Origin of the sequence: uncultured Senegalimassilia sp. (assembly GCF_934632265.1) — a bacterium.
Taxonomy (GTDB): Bacteria; Actinomycetota; Coriobacteriia; order Coriobacteriales; family Eggerthellaceae; genus Senegalimassilia.
The window spans coordinates 1-15,947 of sequence record NZ_CAKTYH010000012.1 but is presented as its reverse complement, the minus strand read 5'-3'; the positions used below and the strand labels follow the sequence as shown (position 1 = coordinate 15,947).

15 protein-coding genes are annotated in these 15,947 nt (G+C 58.5%); 2 read left to right on the top strand and 13 right to left on the bottom strand.

All coding sequences use genetic code 11. From position 1 onward, the window contains the following. Positions 1-13: 13 nt before the first annotated feature. The 8 genes from Q0H50_RS02000 to Q0H50_RS01965 form a co-directional block, all read right to left on the bottom strand. Positions 14-1,021 carry a radical SAM protein gene (locus Q0H50_RS02000; protein WP_294418870.1) on the bottom strand — a complete coding sequence of 336 codons (1,008 nt, stop codon included), beginning with the start codon at positions 1,019-1,021 and terminating at the stop codon, positions 14-16. Positions 1,022-1,130: 109 nt separating this feature from the next. Next, the gene (locus Q0H50_RS01995; protein WP_294418823.1) at positions 1,131-1,859 is read right to left on the bottom strand and encodes a MerR family transcriptional regulator; all 729 of its coding nucleotides are present in this window, start codon (positions 1,857-1,859) and stop codon (positions 1,131-1,133) included. A 109-nt stretch (positions 1,860-1,968) separates the two neighbouring features. Further along, positions 1,969-2,955 (bottom strand): C-terminal binding protein, encoded by a 987-nt coding sequence (locus Q0H50_RS01990; protein ID WP_294418820.1) that lies wholly within the window; start codon positions 2,953-2,955, stop codon positions 1,969-1,971. Between the two features lie 23 nt (positions 2,956-2,978). Further along, positions 2,979-3,389 (bottom strand): hypothetical protein, encoded by a 411-nt coding sequence (locus Q0H50_RS01985; protein ID WP_281624086.1) that lies wholly within the window; start codon positions 3,387-3,389, stop codon positions 2,979-2,981. Between the two features lie 9 nt (positions 3,390-3,398). Continuing rightward, on the bottom strand, positions 3,399-4,502 hold the full coding sequence (gene ruvB, locus Q0H50_RS01980; protein WP_294418808.1) for a Holliday junction branch migration DNA helicase RuvB: 1,104 nt from the start codon (positions 4,500-4,502) through the stop codon (positions 3,399-3,401). Positions 4,503-4,663: 161 nt separating this feature from the next. Then, entirely contained in the window at positions 4,664-5,266 is a 603-nt protein-coding gene (gene ruvA, locus Q0H50_RS01975; protein WP_294418805.1) for a Holliday junction branch migration protein RuvA, read from the bottom strand. Then, on the bottom strand, positions 5,263-5,871 hold the full coding sequence (gene ruvC, locus Q0H50_RS01970; RefSeq protein WP_294418804.1) for a crossover junction endodeoxyribonuclease RuvC: 609 nt from the start codon (positions 5,869-5,871) through the stop codon (positions 5,263-5,265). Before ruvC ends, ruvA begins: the two co-directional genes overlap by 4 nt. Positions 5,872-6,053: 182 nt before the next feature. Beyond that, positions 6,054-6,854 (bottom strand): YebC/PmpR family DNA-binding transcriptional regulator, encoded by an 801-nt coding sequence (locus tag Q0H50_RS01965; RefSeq protein ID WP_118350296.1) that lies wholly within the window; start codon positions 6,852-6,854, stop codon positions 6,054-6,056. 347 nt (positions 6,855-7,201) lie between these two features. Between Q0H50_RS01965 and Q0H50_RS01960 the strand changes: the two genes are divergently transcribed. Further along, the gene (locus Q0H50_RS01960; protein WP_294418792.1) at positions 7,202-8,368 is read left to right on the top strand and encodes a phosphoglycerate dehydrogenase; all 1,167 of its coding nucleotides are present in this window, start codon (positions 7,202-7,204) and stop codon (positions 8,366-8,368) included. A 102-nt stretch (positions 8,369-8,470) separates the two neighbouring features. Here Q0H50_RS01960 and mnmA read toward each other — a convergent pair whose 3' ends face one another. The 3 genes from mnmA to upp all read right to left on the bottom strand — a co-directional run bounded on the left by mnmA (position 8,471) and on the right by upp (position 11,535). Next, positions 8,471-9,625: a tRNA 2-thiouridine(34) synthase MnmA gene (gene mnmA / locus Q0H50_RS01955; protein WP_294418788.1), complete on the bottom strand. Its 1,155-nt coding sequence runs from the start codon at positions 9,623-9,625 to the stop codon at positions 8,471-8,473. A gap of 330 nt (positions 9,626-9,955) precedes the next feature. Beyond that, the gene (locus Q0H50_RS01950) at positions 9,956-10,885 is read right to left on the bottom strand and encodes a gamma-glutamyl-gamma-aminobutyrate hydrolase family protein (RefSeq protein WP_294418783.1); all 930 of its coding nucleotides are present in this window, start codon (positions 10,883-10,885) and stop codon (positions 9,956-9,958) included. Between the two features lie 8 nt (positions 10,886-10,893). Beyond that, a complete protein-coding gene (gene upp, locus Q0H50_RS01945; protein ID WP_294418867.1) occupies positions 10,894-11,535 on the bottom strand; it encodes a uracil phosphoribosyltransferase in 642 nt (213 codons plus the stop codon). Positions 11,536-12,112: 577 nt separating this feature from the next. Here upp and Q0H50_RS01940 point away from each other — a divergent pair. After that, the gene (locus Q0H50_RS01940) at positions 12,113-13,657 is read left to right on the top strand and encodes a hypothetical protein (RefSeq protein WP_294418776.1); all 1,545 of its coding nucleotides are present in this window, start codon (positions 12,113-12,115) and stop codon (positions 13,655-13,657) included. Here the strand turns inward: Q0H50_RS01940 and Q0H50_RS01935 are convergent. After that, a complete protein-coding gene (locus tag Q0H50_RS01935; protein WP_294418773.1) occupies positions 13,646-14,707 on the bottom strand; it encodes a ParB/RepB/Spo0J family partition protein in 1,062 nt (353 codons plus the stop codon). The two genes, Q0H50_RS01940 and Q0H50_RS01935, sit on opposite strands and share 12 nt — an antisense overlap. Then, on the bottom strand, positions 14,700-15,701 hold the full coding sequence (locus Q0H50_RS01930; protein WP_294418771.1) for a ParA family protein: 1,002 nt from the start codon (positions 15,699-15,701) through the stop codon (positions 14,700-14,702). The genes Q0H50_RS01935 and Q0H50_RS01930 overlap by 8 nt, the downstream gene beginning before the upstream one ends. Positions 15,702-15,947: the final 246 nt, after the last annotated feature.

Sequence of the window (15,947 nt, the reverse complement as noted above, 5' to 3'; positions counted from 1 at the left end):
TTGGTTTGTCCCGCTAAGCGACCGATACGCCGGACGCATCCCGCGCTGCGCTCTTCATGCCCCATGCGCAATAATCGTCCTGTCCCAAAATGTCCCCATCGTGGTAATACGCAGCACGAGCGCGGCATCCGCCGCAAACGCCCTTGTAATCGCACGCTCCACACGCGCCCTTATATGCCTGCGTGCGCAGTTCTTGGAACACCGGACTGGCTTGCCAAATCTCATCAAACGGCTGTTTGCGCACGTCACCGGCATCTTCGGTCATATATGCGCACGCGCGCACAATGCCCTCGCTTCCGACCACGCAGTAGGTCAACCCCGCCAAGCAACCTCTCGTATAGCGCGTTTGCACGCCGATCTGCTCGGCGATGCGCATAAACTGCGGCGCGCACGTAGGCTTGACCTCGATACCAGCATCACAACCAGCGTGCAAAATGTCAGCGAGCAGCTGCTCGTTCTGCTCAACGTCGATGCTTTCGTCAGAAATGTCCTTGCCACGCCCAACCGGCACCAGGAAGAACACCGAATGATTCATCGCGCCCAATTCCTTAGCAAACCGAGTGATGCCGCACACCTCATCACGGTTCCAATCAACCACAGTGGTGTGAATCTGGAATGGCAGACCGACGCTTTTGCAGGCTTCGATTCCCGCCAGCGTTGCCGCATGCGCACCTTTGACCCCGCGAAACTTGTCATGCTTTTCCGCGTCAAGGCTGTCAATGCTGATGCCCATAGCGCACGCACCCGCCGCTTTCAGCTTTCGCGCAACGTCTTGCGTAATCAAGGTTCCGTTGCTGCCGAATACCGGGCGGAGTCCGCACGATGCCGCATGAGCTACTAAGTCGAAAATGTCATCACGCATAAGTGGCTCACCGCCGCTGAAAATCATGATCTTGAAACCTGCACGTGCAATGTCGGAAATCATCGCGCGCGCTTCTTCGGTCGACAGTTCTCGGTTATCGCACTCGTCTGCGTCTTGATAACAATGAGCGCACTTCAAGTTGCAACGATTCGTGGTCATCCACGATACGATCATCGTCTCCCCCTCTGATTGAGTTATCACTGCAGGGGAAAACGTTATCGAGCGACGCTACGTCACCGTCAATACAACGATAAGCGTACCTGTGCGGTTATTCCCGCGTATCGGAGCGAGAACAATCGAGCGCATCTTGCAAGAAACTCAACGTGCGCCGTTGAATGCCGGCATAAAAGTCACGGCCGTACTGCTTCGGCCCCGAGCTGCGCTGATTTGCCAAGCGCTTCAAACCGGCAAGGGCATGGGGCATGCCCCCTAAGCTGGAAAAACGAATTGCAAGCGCTCGCGCGCGCTCATCGGTTGCCAATACGCCGTCATGCATTGCCTCGATCGTATCACCCATCAGCTGATGCCAACAGATAACCTCTTCACGAGATAACTCGGGAATCGGGCAACCCTCAAGCGATTCGCCGGTGATGGCAGACCACAGCATGTCCTCACGATCCCGCACGCTACCAACGGCGGATGCCGATTCGCTCCAATCCACATGATCGGCCACAGCAAGATGCGCGCGCAAACTCTGCAACGCATTCATATCCCGAAGGATCCTCGCGCTTTCACGTTCAAGCTCCGCCTCGCGATTCGCCAAAGCAGCGGTCAGCTCACCGTCAGGGTCGCTTCCTTCGCCCTCCTGAATCTGGGCAAGCGAAAGTCCCAGATATTTCAGCGTGATTATGCGATTGAGACGGTCGACGTCAGACGAGGAATACAGGCGGAGATTTTGCTCCCCCTTGCATGTGGGATGCAGCAGCCCGCGTTGATCGTAGTACTGGATGGTCCGAACCGTCACGCCAACGCGCGAAGCCAATTCTCCAACCGTCATCAAGTCTTGGCCGCCTTGTTGTCCCATGTCCCGCTTCACCCCACGAACCGACATCTACTCTGCCGAAAAATAATCACTGTAGCGGATGACGCTACGTCATCGTCAAGCACTACCTCGCAGATGAATCGAACACGCAAGGGTTCAAGCAATCAATCGGAACCCGGCCCTGCACAGCATCGATAGCCGCTTGCATCGCGCGTTCGCGCAGCTCGCGACCGGATTCCTCCGACCAATACGCAGCGTGCGCCGAAAGCACGGTGTGCGGCGCCTTCATAATGGGATGATCGAAATCGAAGGGCTGCTCCTGTTCGAACACATCCAAGCCCGCGCCCCACAGCTTGTCCTCGCAAAGGGCTTGGGCCAACGCCACCGTATCCACCACAGCACCGCGAGCGGTGTTCACCAGCACGGCATCCGACTTCATAAGCGCAAGGCGTTCGGCGTTGATCAGATGATGCGTCTCGGGGGTAAGCGCCGTATGCAAGCTGACCACATCGGCCTGCTGCAAAAGCTCCTCCAAACGCAGCACGGGATAGCCTTCGGGCGTGCGACGGCCGGGTTTCAGGCTGCGAGACCAGCACACCACATCAAAGCCCAGACCAGCAGCCTTCTTGGCTGCCGCTCTGCCGATTTCCCCCATGCCCACGACACCGAACACGCGGCCGCGACACTGCCCCAGCGGTCGCGTGCGCGCATAATCCCACACGCCGCGACGCATATCGGCATCAAGCTCGTTGATCCGGCGCAAAACCGAGAGCGCCAACGTTATGGCGTGATCCGACACCACTTCCGTGCCATAGCCAGGCACGTTGCAAACCGCAACGCCATGCTCGGTGGCAGCTTCCACATCGATCTCATCGTACCCGACGCCCGTGCGGCTGACGGCCTTCAGGTTCGGGCACGCCTCGAACACCTCGCGCGGGAACATCGCATACGACGTCACCGCCGCATCGGCATCGGTTTCCAGCAATCCGCTTATAACCGCCTGGGCCGTGCGGCCGCGAGTGACCTCGAACTCGATGCCCGCTTCCCGAGCCATAGCCTCTTCCAGGTAGTTGTCCTCGAAATCGGTATCAACCGCTACGATCTTCGCCATATTCGCTCCCGTCATCGCCCTTATCAGGCGTTTGCTTGCTCGGCCATTTCCTTCAAATCCGACAGATCGGTAGGGTCATCGGGCAGATCGATCCCATACGCATCGGCGATCGCCCGCGCCTGCTCCACGCGCAACGACGCCAGCGCACCTTGCTTCGCCTGCGTCAAATACTCCGATGACAGCAACAAGCTGCGTGCGATGAACTCCGTCACGCGCGGATCGGTGCCGGACACCTGCAGCACGCCGACGACGGATTCCGGGGTCAACGACAGCAAGCTGGCGCCGTCCATCCCAACGGCGTTTCCGACAACCTCGTCAAGCGTATCGGCCGCTTCCTTCGGATCTTCGTCCTCGTCGGTAACGCGCCGCAGGCTCTTGAACATCGCCTGGTAAAACGCCAGCAGCAACTTCATCAGATAGTCTTGCTCGAACATCGGCCGCTCCTAGCTATTCGTCGGTTCGTGGAAAATGCCCAGGTGCTCATACGCCCGCTCGGTTGCCTGACGGCCCTTCGGCGTGCGGATGAGCAGCCCTTGCTGCATCAAGTACGGCTCATACACGTCCTCAAGCGTATCCGGGTCCTCGGCCAACGCCGATGCCAGCGTGGTCAACCCTACCGGACGCCCGCCGAACTGCACGCACAGCAGCTCCAAGATGCGATTGTCCACCGCGTCCAGCCCCAGCGGGTCCACCTCGAAAAAGCTCAGTGCCTGCGCGGACACGTCCTCGTCGATGACGCCGTTGCCGCGCACCTGCGCCCAGTCGCGCACGCGCTTGAGCATACGGTTCGCCAAACGAGGCGTGCCGCGGCTTCGGCGGGCGATCTCAAGCGCACCATCGTACGAGATGGGCACATCCAAAATGGAAGCCGAGCGCTGCACGATGGAAGCCAGCTCCTCGGGCGTGTAGTACTGCAAACGGAACGCGATGCCGAAGCGGTCGCGCAGAGGCCCGGTCAGCAAACCCGTGCGGGTGGTTGCGCCGATAAGCGTGAAGCGCGGCAAATCCAAACGGATAGAGCGAGCCGCCGGCCCCTTGCCAACCACGATGTCCAGCGCGAAATCCTCAAGCGCGGGATAGAGGACCTCCTCCACCATGCGGTTCAAACGATGAATCTCATCGATGAACAGCACATCGCCCTCTTCAAGGTTCGTGAGAATCGCGGCAAGGTCTCCCGTGCGCTCGATGGCAGGGCCGCTGGTGGTTTTGATGTTCGCGCCCAGCTCATTGGCCACTACGGTGGCAAGGGTGGTCTTGCCCAGGCCCGGAGGTCCCGAGAACAGGATATGGTCCGCAACGTCGCCGCGCTCCTGCGCAGCTTGGATCAAGATGGCAAGCGACTCCTTGATCTTCGTCTGGCCAAGATAATCGCCCAGGCGCTTCGGTCGCAAGCTGCGATCGAGCGCAAGGTCATCCTCGGTCAAATCCGGCGTGACCGCACGCTGCGAGGGATCGGTCGCACCGACGGGAGCCGCCGACGCGGATCCGCCATCGAAACCGGTGCCCGCCTCGAACACCATTCCCTCTATTTTCACTCCATCAGCCAAAGCTCAAGCTCCGTCATCCATATTCTTCCAAGCCGCCCCGTCCTTGCCAAAAGCAAAGCAGCGCCCCGCATTCCGCAAGGCCCCAAGCTTCGGCGGCGCTCCAGCAAAGCCTACCCCTGTAGGGGAAATCAGCGCATCCGCCAAGCCGATGGCACAACCTGTTATTTACCTAAACGTTTCAAGGCGTATTTTATCAGCGCGTTCTCGTCCGCGTCTTCGGGCGCGCCCTTTAACGCAACATCTGCCTCCGCAGAGGCAAAACCCAAAGCCAACAGCGCTTCACGAGCGCCCTTGAGCCGCTCGGCCGCAGCGGCGGCTGCCGAAGCAGGAGCACCCGCGGCATCGAACAAGCTGGCCAGCCCCTGGTCGAACGAACCCTTCAACTCCAGGATGATGCGCGATGCCGTTTTCTTGCCCACGCCCGGGATCTTCTGCACCGCAGCCACATCCTGCGCCTGCACGGCCGCCACCAAAGCTTCGGGCGCGAACGAGGACAACGCCGCCAGCGCAACCTTCGGGCCCACGCCGCTGACTCCAATCAAGCGTTCGAACAGCGCTTTCTCCTCAAGCGTCAAGAACCCGTACAGCGCGATGCCGTTATCGGACACCTGAAGATAGGTATGCACCTGCACAGGCTCGCCCACCGCCGGCAGCTTCGAAAGCGCGCCCTGCGACATACCGACAGCATATCCGACGCCCTGCACATCGATATACGCACATGCGGCGGTCTTGCCCGCCAACGCACCTTTCAGAAATGCGATCATCGCGCACCTTCCTCCAAAATCTTACGCGCCGCCGCACCGGCAGCGCCGCCCGTTCCCGCACCGGCCATCACGCGACCGCGCGCTTCCAGCTTCGCCAACGCATTAGCGCCGCCGACTCCTCCGAACCCCTCGTGGGTGGTATAGCAGATCGCGGCCGCAAGCGCGTCCGAGGCATGATCGGGCTTCGGCTCCACCTGCAGGTTCAGCAGCTTCTTCACCATGTACTGCACCTGCGCCTTATCGGCCGAGCCGGTGCCCACCACGGCCATCTTAATCTGCCGCGGCGTGAACTCGCCGACCGAAAGCCCATGTTGGGCGCACGCCACCAACGCCGCGCCTCGAGCCTGCCCCGTGGCAAAGGCTGCCGTGATGTTCTGGCCGAACCACACGGTCTCGATTCCCAGGCACACGGGCTCGAACCGGCTGATCACGGCCGAAATCTGCTCGTGAATCTTCGCCAAGCGCTGCGATAGCTCCACGCCTGCGGGCGTGGAGACGCACCCGTACGCCACGCACTCCATGCGCGGGCCGTCTTGCCGCACCACGCCCCAGCCCGTGTTCGCCAAACCCGGGTCTATACCCAAGATCGTTCGAGGTTCCGTCATCCGCCCGCCTTATCCGTTCAAACATTTGTTCGTGGACATACTACCACACGGATGTTCGCATTCCCCCAACGATTTTCCTGCGCCCGCCCGTTTCCAAAACCGGCCGCCCAGCGCAAGGTCCCAGCGCGCAAAAAGGCCCCCCTGACGGGAGGCCTTCCATTCGCAAAGGATGTTCCGCGCGCTTACTCGTCCAGAGCAGCCGCGATCTCCTCGGTGATATCCATGGTGTGGTACACGTTCTGCAGGTCCTCAAGCTCTTCCAGCTTGTCCACCAGGCGCATGACCTTCTTGGCATCGTTGGCGGTGACGGTTGCGGGCGTGGTGGCCTCCATGGTCATCTCGGCGCCCTTGACCTGCACGCCCTGCTCTTCCAGGGCCTTCTTCACGGCCATGAGGTCGGACGGCTGGGTGTAGACGATCCACTCCTCGTCGGCGTCCTCGTAGTCGTCGCCACCGGCCTCGATGACGGCCATCTCGAACTCTTCCTCATCGGCAGCGGCGCCGTTGGGGCCCATGGGGTGCTTCTTGTCGCCCGTCTCGATCTCCTTGGAGACCATGATCTGGCCCTTGCGCTCGAACATGTAGGAAACGGAACCGGAGGTGCCCAGGTTGCCGCCCGCATGGGCGAACGCGGCGCGCACGTCGGCAGCGGTGCGGTTGCGGTTGTCGGTCAGCGCCTCGCAGAGGATGGCCACGCCGCAGGGGCCGTAGCCCTCGTAGACGACGGTCTCGTAGTTCGCGGCGTCCTTGCCGGAACCGAAGGCCTTGTCGATGGCGGTCTTGATTTTATCCTTGGGCAGGGAGTAGCCCTTGGCCTTCTCGATTGCGGCGGCCAGCGACGCGTTGTTGTCGGGGTTCGGGTCGCCACCCTCCTTGGCAGCAACGGTGATGTTGCGCGACAGCTTGGAGAACAACGCGGAGCGCTTAGCGTCCTGCGCAGCCTTGCGATGTTTCGTGGTTGCCCACTTAGAATGCCCTGACATAGCACGTCCCTTCGAATTACTGCAAATACCAGCTGATAATTCTAGCACCCTTGTCAAGTAAACCGTTCCCCAGCCATGCCATTCATATGGTTTGCAAAACGGAAAATCGGCGAAAACGGCCGAAGTCGCCGCCGGCATCGCAATCGCCCGACTCCCCGAAAACGCTCGCGGGCGAAAACGCGCACCCCTATTTCCCGACCTCTCCGCATGTGGTTTCGCGATTTGCCACCAAACCCGCCGCAAATCCGCCGACCGCCGTCCCCATCGTTGACTTTGCGTTTCCCCAAACCCACCATATATCTAGATTTAGTTCGCAAACCGCAACCGCACACGCCGAAGGGGGCTTCATGCGCTACATCAACTGCCTGAACAACATCTCCGCCAAGGGAACCGACCTGCTCGGATCCGACTACCAGCTCACCGACGACATCGCGCAGGCTTCCGGCGTGCTCGTGCGCAGCGCCGCCATGCACGACATGGACCTGCCCGAGGGCCTGCTGGCCGTCGCCCGCGCCGGCGCGGGCGTGAACAACATCCCGCTCGACAAATGCGCCGAAGCCGGCGTCGTCGTGTTCAACACCCCCGGCGCCAACGCCAACGCCGTGAAGGAACTGGTCCTGTGCGGCATGCTGCTGGCAAGCCGCGGCATCCTGCCCGGCGCCGCCTGGTGCCGCGAGCACGCCGACTCCCCCACCATCGGCAAGGACGCCGAAAAAGCGAAGAAGGCTTTCGCCGGCCAGGAGATCTCCGGCAAGACGCTCGGCGTCATCGGCCTGGGAGCCATCGGCGCGCTGGTGGCCAACGCCGCCATCGACCTGGGCATGAACGTGCTCGGCTACGACCCCTACGTCTCCGCCGAGGCCGCCTGGCGCCTGTCCCCCTCCGTCGAACACGTCACCAATCTCGACGACGTCCTGCATCGCAGCGATTACGTCACCATCCACGTGCCCGCCATGGATTCCACGCGTGGCATGATCGGCGCGCATGAGCTCGAGGTGGCCAAGCCCGGCTGCGCCGTCATGAACTTCAGCCGCGACACCCTGGTCGACAACGCCGCCATGGCCGAGGCCCTCGAGGCCGGCCGCGTGGCCATCTACGTCACCGACTTCGCAACGCCCGAGGTCATGGCCATGCAGAACACCATCGTGCTGCCGCACCTCGGCGCCAGCACCGCCGAGGCCGAGGACAACTGCGCCATCATGGCAACGCTGCAGATGAAGGATTACCTGGAGAACGGCAACATCAAGAACTCGGTGAACTACCCCGCCTGCGACATGGGCCCCGCTCCCGCGCAGGGCGGCCGCGTCGCCGTGCTGCACGCCAACGTGCCCGACATGCTCAGCCAGATCACCGGCGTGTTCGGCGAGGTGGGCGCCAATATCGACAACCTCACGAACAAGGCCCGCGGCAACGCCGCCTACACCATGCTCGACCTCAACGCCCCCGCAACCGACGAGCTTGTCGCCAAGCTCACGGCCATCGATGGCGTCCACCGCGTCCGCATCGTGAAGTAGCGAACGCAACACCCATAGCATCTCGCAAAACGGGACGCGGCTTGAACTCAAGCCGCGTCCCGTTCTTTTTGAAGTCCCAGCTCAACAAGCCGTCTAAGCGACCTATTCGCTGGCCTCTATCGTGCCGCCACCCACAACGGCATCGCCATCGTAGAGCACCAGCGACTGCCCCGCCGCCGGACGAGCAACCGACTCATCGAAGCGAACCACCAGCTGATCGCCTTCCATAACCGCCTCGGCAGCCTGCGCTCGTTGACGGTAATGGGTTTTCGCCGTAACGCGCAATGGCCTATCAAGCTCCGCCACCGAAATCAGGTTCACATCCCCGGCACGCACCTCGCGCACCCCCAGCTCGCTGCGCGGGCCTACCACCAGCACGTTCTCGCCGGCGTCCTTGCCAACCACGTACAACGGCTCGGGCGCAGCAATGCCGATACCCTTGCGCTGCCCTATCGTGTAATGGACCAGCCCGCTATGCCGCCCAAGCACCTTGCCGTCAACGTCAACGATATCCCCAGGCTCGAACGCCGCAGGAACCGACGACTCCTTACCGTCATCACGCGCGGCATCGTCCCCGAACCCCATATACCTTGCAATGAACGACGCATAATCGCCATCGGGCACGAAGCAGATATCCTGGCTTTCCGCCTTGTGGGCGTTTCCGAACGAATGCTTCTCCGCCAGCTCTCTCACCTGCGGTTTCGTTAGCTCTCCCAGCGGAAACAACATATGCGCCAAGTCATCTTGCGTCAGGTGATACAGTACATAGCTCTGGTCTTTCGCCTCATCCAGCCCGCGGCGAAGCTCGAAGCGGCCCGTTCGCTCGTTGAATGCCCGGCGCGCATAATGGCCGGTCGCCACATAGTCGAAACCAAGCTGCGCACGGCGGCGCTGCAAAGCGGCGAACTTCAGATACCTGTTGCAGTCGATGCACGGGTTCGGCGTGCGGCCGTGCAGGTACGCATCGCAGAACCGATCGATCACCTCGCAGCCGAACGTTCCCGTGAAGTTGAACGTGAAGTGCTCGAGCCCCAGCCCGAACGCCACCTGACGGGCGTCCTCCACATCGCTTTGGCTGCAGCAGGTGCTCTCGCCCACCACGCACGCGCCCCCGGCGCCGGCAACCTCGTTGTCGAACAGCTTCATGGTGACGCCCGTTGCATCATAGCCCGCGTCGCGAAGCAGCAGCGCCGCAACGGAGCTGTCCACCCCGCCGCTCATCGCAACCAGCACACGCTCTCGCATTTCACCATCCACCTGGGATTACTCCTTCAAACAACCAACTGCTGCACTATTACCGAAACACACATCGCGCTTATCGGCGAAGCTGCTCGCAAACGCACGCAGACCTACGCTCAGCGTAGCAATAAACCGCTCGCTCAAATACCTAACCGACAAGCACGCTCGTGAGCTTCGCAGATTCCGCTTCGCTGCCGAAAAGCAGCCCTGCGACCCACCAAACCCAGCCGCAAAACACGCCCTCACACAGCTCCTGGGTCCCACACGAATCCTTATGCAAGCGCATAGCTCGCTAACACATCGAGCCCTTTCGCGAAACCTGCGACCCCGAATGTCCCAGCCGTCGAACTAGATATAATCCGCGAACTTGACCGCAGGCCACACGGCATTCGGGTCGCATTCCTCGCGATCGATGCGCAGGCAATCATGGCAGCGCCCCTCGCGACAACGCATCTGTCGCGCCTCATCGATCAAAGCACGGAACAGCGGCGCCATATGACCGCCGTCCTCCACGAAGTACTCGGGGTGCCACTGCACGCCCATAAGGAAGCGGCAATCCTTCGCCTCCACGCCCTCCACCAGGCCATCGGGCCCGTAGGCCGCAGCCGCCAAATTCGGAGGCAGCGCACGAACGCCCTGATGATGCATGGAATTCACCGCAGCGGAATCACAGCCCAAGATCTCGCCGAGCTTGCTAGAGCGCATGATCGAAACCGTATGGGTAGGATGCCCGTATTCCTTGGTCTGCCAATGGTTCACGCGCGCGCCCGATTGCGTTTGCACGCCCTCTGTCGGCACGGGGACATCGTCGGCGGCGCACATGCCATCGAACTGCTCCTCCAGGTCAAGATACAACGTACCCCCGAAGAACACGTTGATCATCTGCATGCCGCGACAGATGCCCAGCAATGGATAGTCGAACTGATACGCGTAGCTGAGCAGCAGATACTCCACTTCCTCGCGCTCGGGCGTCAGCTCGGAAAGCTTGCCATAGGTGATATCGCCGCCGTATCGAACGGGGCTGATATCCTGGCCTCCCGACAGCACGAAACCGTCGATGCGCGGCAACAGCGATTCATACACGCTGACATCGCTGGTGAACGGGACGATCAGCGGCGCCCCTCCCGCAGCGACGATGGCCTGCGCGTAGTGGTTGTTCATGCGAAGGATGCCCTCGTTCGGGTCATACGTCGGCACGATGCCGATGACCGGCCGCGATGCACCCATCGCTTTCGTGGCGATCTCCTCGATGCTGACAGGACGCTGCACGCTTTCCATAACGCCCCCTACAAAGTGCCGAAGATGCGGTCACCCGCATCGCCCAAACCGGGAAGGATATATGCCTGCTCGTTCAGCCCATCGTCCAGCGCGCACGTCCAGATGCGAACATCGGAATCCTCTTGCAAAACGGCGCGAACCCCTTCAGGAGCAGCAACCAGCACCAGGAATCGGATATCGCGAACGCCCCGCTCTCGCAGATAATGGATGGCAGAAAGCGCACTGCCGCCCGTCGCCAACATAGGGTCGATCAAAAACACCGTTCTGTCGGCAATGCCCTTCGGCATCTTCGCGTAACACTCGCGCGGCTGATGCGTCTGCTCATCGCGCTCCATGCCCAACACCCCAACCGTAGCAGAGGGTATCGCGGAAAGAACCCCGTCCAGCATGCCCATGCCCGCACGAAGGATCGGCACCACGGCAAGATTCTCGCCCGCGATCCGCTTCCCAACCGTACGTTGCAAAGGCGTATCCACCTCAACAGGCTCCGTAGCCAAATCACGCGAAGCCTCATACACTTCCAGCATGGCCACTTCATGCACAAGCTGGCGAAACTGGGAGGGAGCCGTGGAAGCGTCGCGCATAATCGACATCTTATCGGCGATAAGGGGATGCTCGAGCACATTCAGTCGCTCGTCAGCTAATCGCATCTCTTCCATCCCAAGGCTCCTCTCAGACTCCAGCGATCTTTGACTGCATATCATACGCTAAAGCCCGACTCCCAAGCACCGTCAACCGGCGTTCGGCCAACAAACTATAACAATTTTTTCCCATTCGGAAACAAGTTGCAACAATTTCTCGGTTAGCTATATCTATCAATCAGAAAACACCAGGCGAGAAGCTAGTTTTGTGACAGTTTCGCAACCGCTTCGAGCACGCAACAACCACCAACGCGAAGTCGAATCAAGCCCTTTTGCCCGTTTTCATAACAAAACAATGTGGACAGCGAAGTGTTTCTTGTTATAGACTGTGCAGGTAACAAGCGTGGATACCTATGCGCCAACATAGCTCCCGCTTGCATCGACAACAAAAAAAGAACCCCCTAGCGCCAACTAGGGGGTTGCCTAAGTGATCAAGTATCGACCACTCACTCACAGGTGATATTTTACCACTTAGAACATGCGCTCACAAGGCGTTCTTGTTTTTGCACCCTTTTTTTCATTGTCGAAAACGGAATACATTCGACTAGAAAGCGACTGCGTTTCCGCAGGTCGCGAAGGGTGCAGTATGCCTCAACCACCAGTTGGTGCGGCGGTCCCCCACATGCAAGGAAGCGAGTGGGAGATTTTCCGCACGCTTATCACGCATGACGACCGCAACAGCTACTACGTGGTCTCGTCTGACGCCAGCGGGTCCTGGGAGGACACCGCAGTGAAAAGCGAATCGCTTCCGGCTATGGGCTTCAACACGAAGTCCGCCTATTACATGACCCACAACGGGTTCACTTCGGCATGCCGTAAATCGGAGCAGGTCAGGCAGCTGAACGCACTGTTCTTCGATCTCGACTGCCATGATCAGGGCCTTCGGGAAACCCGCGCTATCGTATCCCAAACGCTCAGCACGCTTAAGCATGCTGTCGCGGATGGCGTTCTTCCTCAACCCACTATGACCATCGATTCCGGTCGAGGCGTGCAGCTGTTCTATGTTCTCACGCGGTCGATTCCGTACCGCGTGAACGCAAACGGCCAGGTCAACATCAAATCAGTGAAGCTGTTCGAAAACGTGCAGAAACGCATGGCCTCGTTGCTTGATTCCGTCATCTCCCCTATTCAGGGCATCTCGGTGGATCGCGCAACGTTCGACGTTTCCCGCGTTTCCCGCATCCCTGGAACCTACAACGCAAAAGCAGGACGTTTCGCCACACTGTGTGACTACTCCCTCGATGCGCTGTACAGCTTGTCGGGACTCTCCAGCTTTGCAAGTGCACATGCTGCGGAACCGATTCGCAGCAATAACCTCAAGCGAGCGTTCAAAAAGACTGCATCAGTCCTGAATTATCAGCCGATGATGAACAGCCGACTGGCGAAGATCACCGAACTCCAAAAGCTTCGCAATTTCAACTGCGAAGGAAACCGCGAGCTCATGTCGTTCGTGTTCTACAACACGGCAGTTCAGGTGTATCCGCATGAAATTGCCCAACGAAAATTAATCGACTTCAACAACGCGTTCATCAACCCGCTCAATCAAAGCGAGCTGGACGGGATCATCAAATCGGTCGACTCCGTCACCAACCTGCGCGGAGAGCAAGGTTATTACCTGATCGGCGCGAATCGCCTTCGTGAGCTTCTGGGCATGACACTTGAAGAAGAAATGGCTATCAACTTCTTTGAATCAAAGCGATCGGTTCTACGCAAAGAAGCCAAACGCATAACCAAAGCGAAACGCGAGCAGAGAAACGCTCGTATCGTGGCCTTGTTCCGTCAAGGTTCACATACGTATGCTTCGATAGCAAAACAAGTTGTGTGCTCGGTCAGGACTGTAGCTGCGGTCATTAGCTCCTATAAGCAAACCCAACGCCAACCAGTCTTGGTGAGCACCACACGTTATAACAAGAAAGTACTAGCTGCATGCAATTTTTTGTCATACGAGTTTAAGAAGTGCTTGTTACCCACCTCTTTACCTTTTCTACCTTTTCTTGTTACTCCCTCGTTTCTGTCTTTGTTTCGTTTTCCTATGACAAAAACCCTCCCTACAAGTGTTTTTGTCACTCGTTGGGAGGGTTTCATACTGGCCGTTTGCCGTTACTTCCATACGATGCGTTTAATCGAGTGATTTCTCTATCGAACGCACCAGGGCTTTGATTTCTCCTAGCAGCTTGAAGTCTGCTTCTCCTTTCGCGCTTTCAGCGTGTCGGAGAGCGTTCCTCGCTGTTTTTAGGTAGCCGTTAACATCCTTTGGTGCTTTGGACTCTCGTACGGCTTTTTCGAGCGTTTTGGTTTGCGTCGCTGCAACAAGCTCTTCAATCGGCTGCTCCTGCTTAGAAGTTTTTGCTGCTTCAATGAGGGTTGTTATCTCCTCTGCAGTCAATTCTTCTTTGTGGACGGCGTTGATCACGCTTTCTTGCTGCACGCTCGTGAGCTTAGACAAGGCTTCTGCCTGGGATTGCGTGATGCTTCCTGCATCTAGGAGATCGTTGCCTTCTTTCGAAAGGTTCCTTGCAATGTTCAGCAACACCTGTGCAGTTCGTTCAGACACTCCAAAGTGCTCTGCGAGGTACGTTTTCGTGTTCACGCCCTTCAGGGATGGGTCGTCTTTGCGCCACTCTACCAGTTTGTCAGCAAGAACCCTAAAACCTTGCGCGCGTTCAGATGGCTTGATATTTCGCTGCCCGATGTTGCTCGAATGCATGATGAAGTTTGCTTGCTCATCAGAAACTGCACCCAGCTTGTGGCATCTGCCGGGAACCATGCGCCATGCATCGCCATACTTTTCAGCAAGGAGTTTGCATGCTCGCCAACGACGCTCGCCATCGATGATCTGGATGCCGTCCTCGGTTTCTCGCAGAATCAGCGGTTCAACTTCCTTGCTGTTCCAAATCAGGCCGGCAAGGTTGTTCACATCCTCGTCAGTGATGGTATAGCTGTTGTTAGGGTTCGGCTTCAGGTTGTCGATATCGAACCAGTCGAATCCCATTTCGGCCAGCAGCGTGTTCCGACGATTGCTGTTGGCCATCTTATCAGTGATGGCCCCGTCTTGATTGTCTCTGGCCTCGAATGCCGCAAGGCGCATTTGCTCATCGGTGAGTTTCTCGTAACGCGGCGTTACGTTGGCGATTGCTCCCCCGTTGTTTTTCAGTGCGGCTTGTAGCTTGTTCCTAGGCATTCATTTCCTCGATTTCCTGGGCCAACAGACGATACGAAATCGCGGGTTTGCTGTTGGGGTCATACTTGATCAGGGGCTCCATCGCCAAACTTGCTTCAGGAACCACGGTGCTCTTCTCGATCTTCGTGTTGAAGTACTCTGCGTTCGGGATAGCTTCCTTCATCATCTGGCAGCCATATTTGTATGCAGACGTATTTCGCTCGATCATCGTCTGCAGAATCTTCCAGTGCTGCGGCAGACGACGACGCTCCCTTGCCGTGCGGTTGATCGTATCGATCGTCTGCGAAAGGCCCGCGATAGCATAGCCGTCCACTTTGATCGGGATGATGATATGCGAAGCGTTGTTGCCAGCCTCCAGCGCAACAATGGCGTTCGTGGTAGTCATATCCAGGCGAGGACCGCAGTCGATGATGATGTAGTCGAACTTTCGCTCTCCGCTCTTGGCGGTTTCGTCGATGAGGTCTTCGATTGCGTACAGCAGACGGGTATCTACGCCGCCGGCAATCTCGGCCTTCAGACGAGTGTCCGCGTCGGCGAATCGGAAGTTCGAAGGGACGCAAAACACGTTTTCATAGTCGGTGGTGCGCATGACCTCGCTCAGCGACATACGTGGGGAGCTTGGGGTTGCCTGGTACAGGACGTCGGCGATGCAGGCCTCCTCCGAACGGGGGTCGTAGACGCCCAAGCTCTGGCTGACATTACCCTGGCCGTCCATATCGATAACCAGAACCTTGTAGCCGAGCTCCGAAAGGCAAACCGCAAGGCAGGTGCTCGTGGTCGTTTTCGCGACACCGCCCTTGTAGCTCATGATCGAGATGATGGTGGGCTTGTCGGCGGATTGGGTCAGCTGCCCGTTCAGCAACAGGTCTGCAAGCTGAGATTTGTTCAGTCCGCGACGCTCCGCTTCTTTCTCAAGTTCTTCTACGGTTTCCCTACCCAACGACAGAGATTGCTGCTGCTTTTCCCCGCCGCGCACTTTTGCCCTGCTGGCCATTTGCGCTCCTGTCTAACGTATAACACGAACATATGTACGATTGGATTTGAGGGTTGTGCAGAATGTGCACAGTGCTCATTTTACTGACTTTCAATGTGATAATCAAGCTATTCTAACAAGTATTAGACCGAAACACACAATTATTTGTTATAGCTCAACCTCAATTGTATTACTAATCAACGTATTCTCTTGATGAGCAAAGTGGGCCGCGTTTCTCTACTGTGCAGAATCTGCACAGTAGAGAAA

Coding starts and splice junctions, on each gene's coding strand:
- Q0H50_RS01935 (WP_294418773.1), bottom strand. CDS start 14,707: ATGCCTAGGAACAAGCTACAAGCCGCACTGAAAAACAACGGGGGAGCA.
- Q0H50_RS01965 (WP_118350296.1), bottom strand. CDS start 6,854: ATGTCAGGGCATTCTAAGTGGGCAACCACGAAACATCGCAAGGCTGCG.
- ruvC (WP_294418804.1), bottom strand. CDS start 5,871: ATGACGGAACCTCGAACGATCTTGGGTATAGACCCGGGTTTGGCGAAC.
- Q0H50_RS02000 (WP_294418870.1), bottom strand. CDS start 1,021: ATGACCACGAATCGTTGCAACTTGAAGTGCGCTCATTGTTATCAAGAC.
- Q0H50_RS01960 (WP_294418792.1), top strand. CDS start 7,202: ATGCGCTACATCAACTGCCTGAACAACATCTCCGCCAAGGGAACCGAC.
- Q0H50_RS01930 (WP_294418771.1), bottom strand. CDS start 15,701: ATGGCCAGCAGGGCAAAAGTGCGCGGCGGGGAAAAGCAGCAGCAATCT.
- Q0H50_RS01940 (WP_294418776.1), top strand. CDS start 12,113: ATGCCTCAACCACCAGTTGGTGCGGCGGTCCCCCACATGCAAGGAAGC.
- Q0H50_RS01950 (WP_294418783.1), bottom strand. CDS start 10,885: ATGGAAAGCGTGCAGCGTCCTGTCAGCATCGAGGAGATCGCCACGAAA.
- ruvA (WP_294418805.1), bottom strand. CDS start 5,266: ATGATCGCATTTCTGAAAGGTGCGTTGGCGGGCAAGACCGCCGCATGT.
- Q0H50_RS01990 (WP_294418820.1), bottom strand. CDS start 2,955: ATGGCGAAGATCGTAGCGGTTGATACCGATTTCGAGGACAACTACCTG.
- Q0H50_RS01995 (WP_294418823.1), bottom strand. CDS start 1,859: ATGACGGTTGGAGAATTGGCTTCGCGCGTTGGCGTGACGGTTCGGACC.
- upp (WP_294418867.1), bottom strand. CDS start 11,535: ATGCGATTAGCTGACGAGCGACTGAATGTGCTCGAGCATCCCCTTATC.
- Q0H50_RS01985 (WP_281624086.1), bottom strand. CDS start 3,389: ATGTTCGAGCAAGACTATCTGATGAAGTTGCTGCTGGCGTTTTACCAG.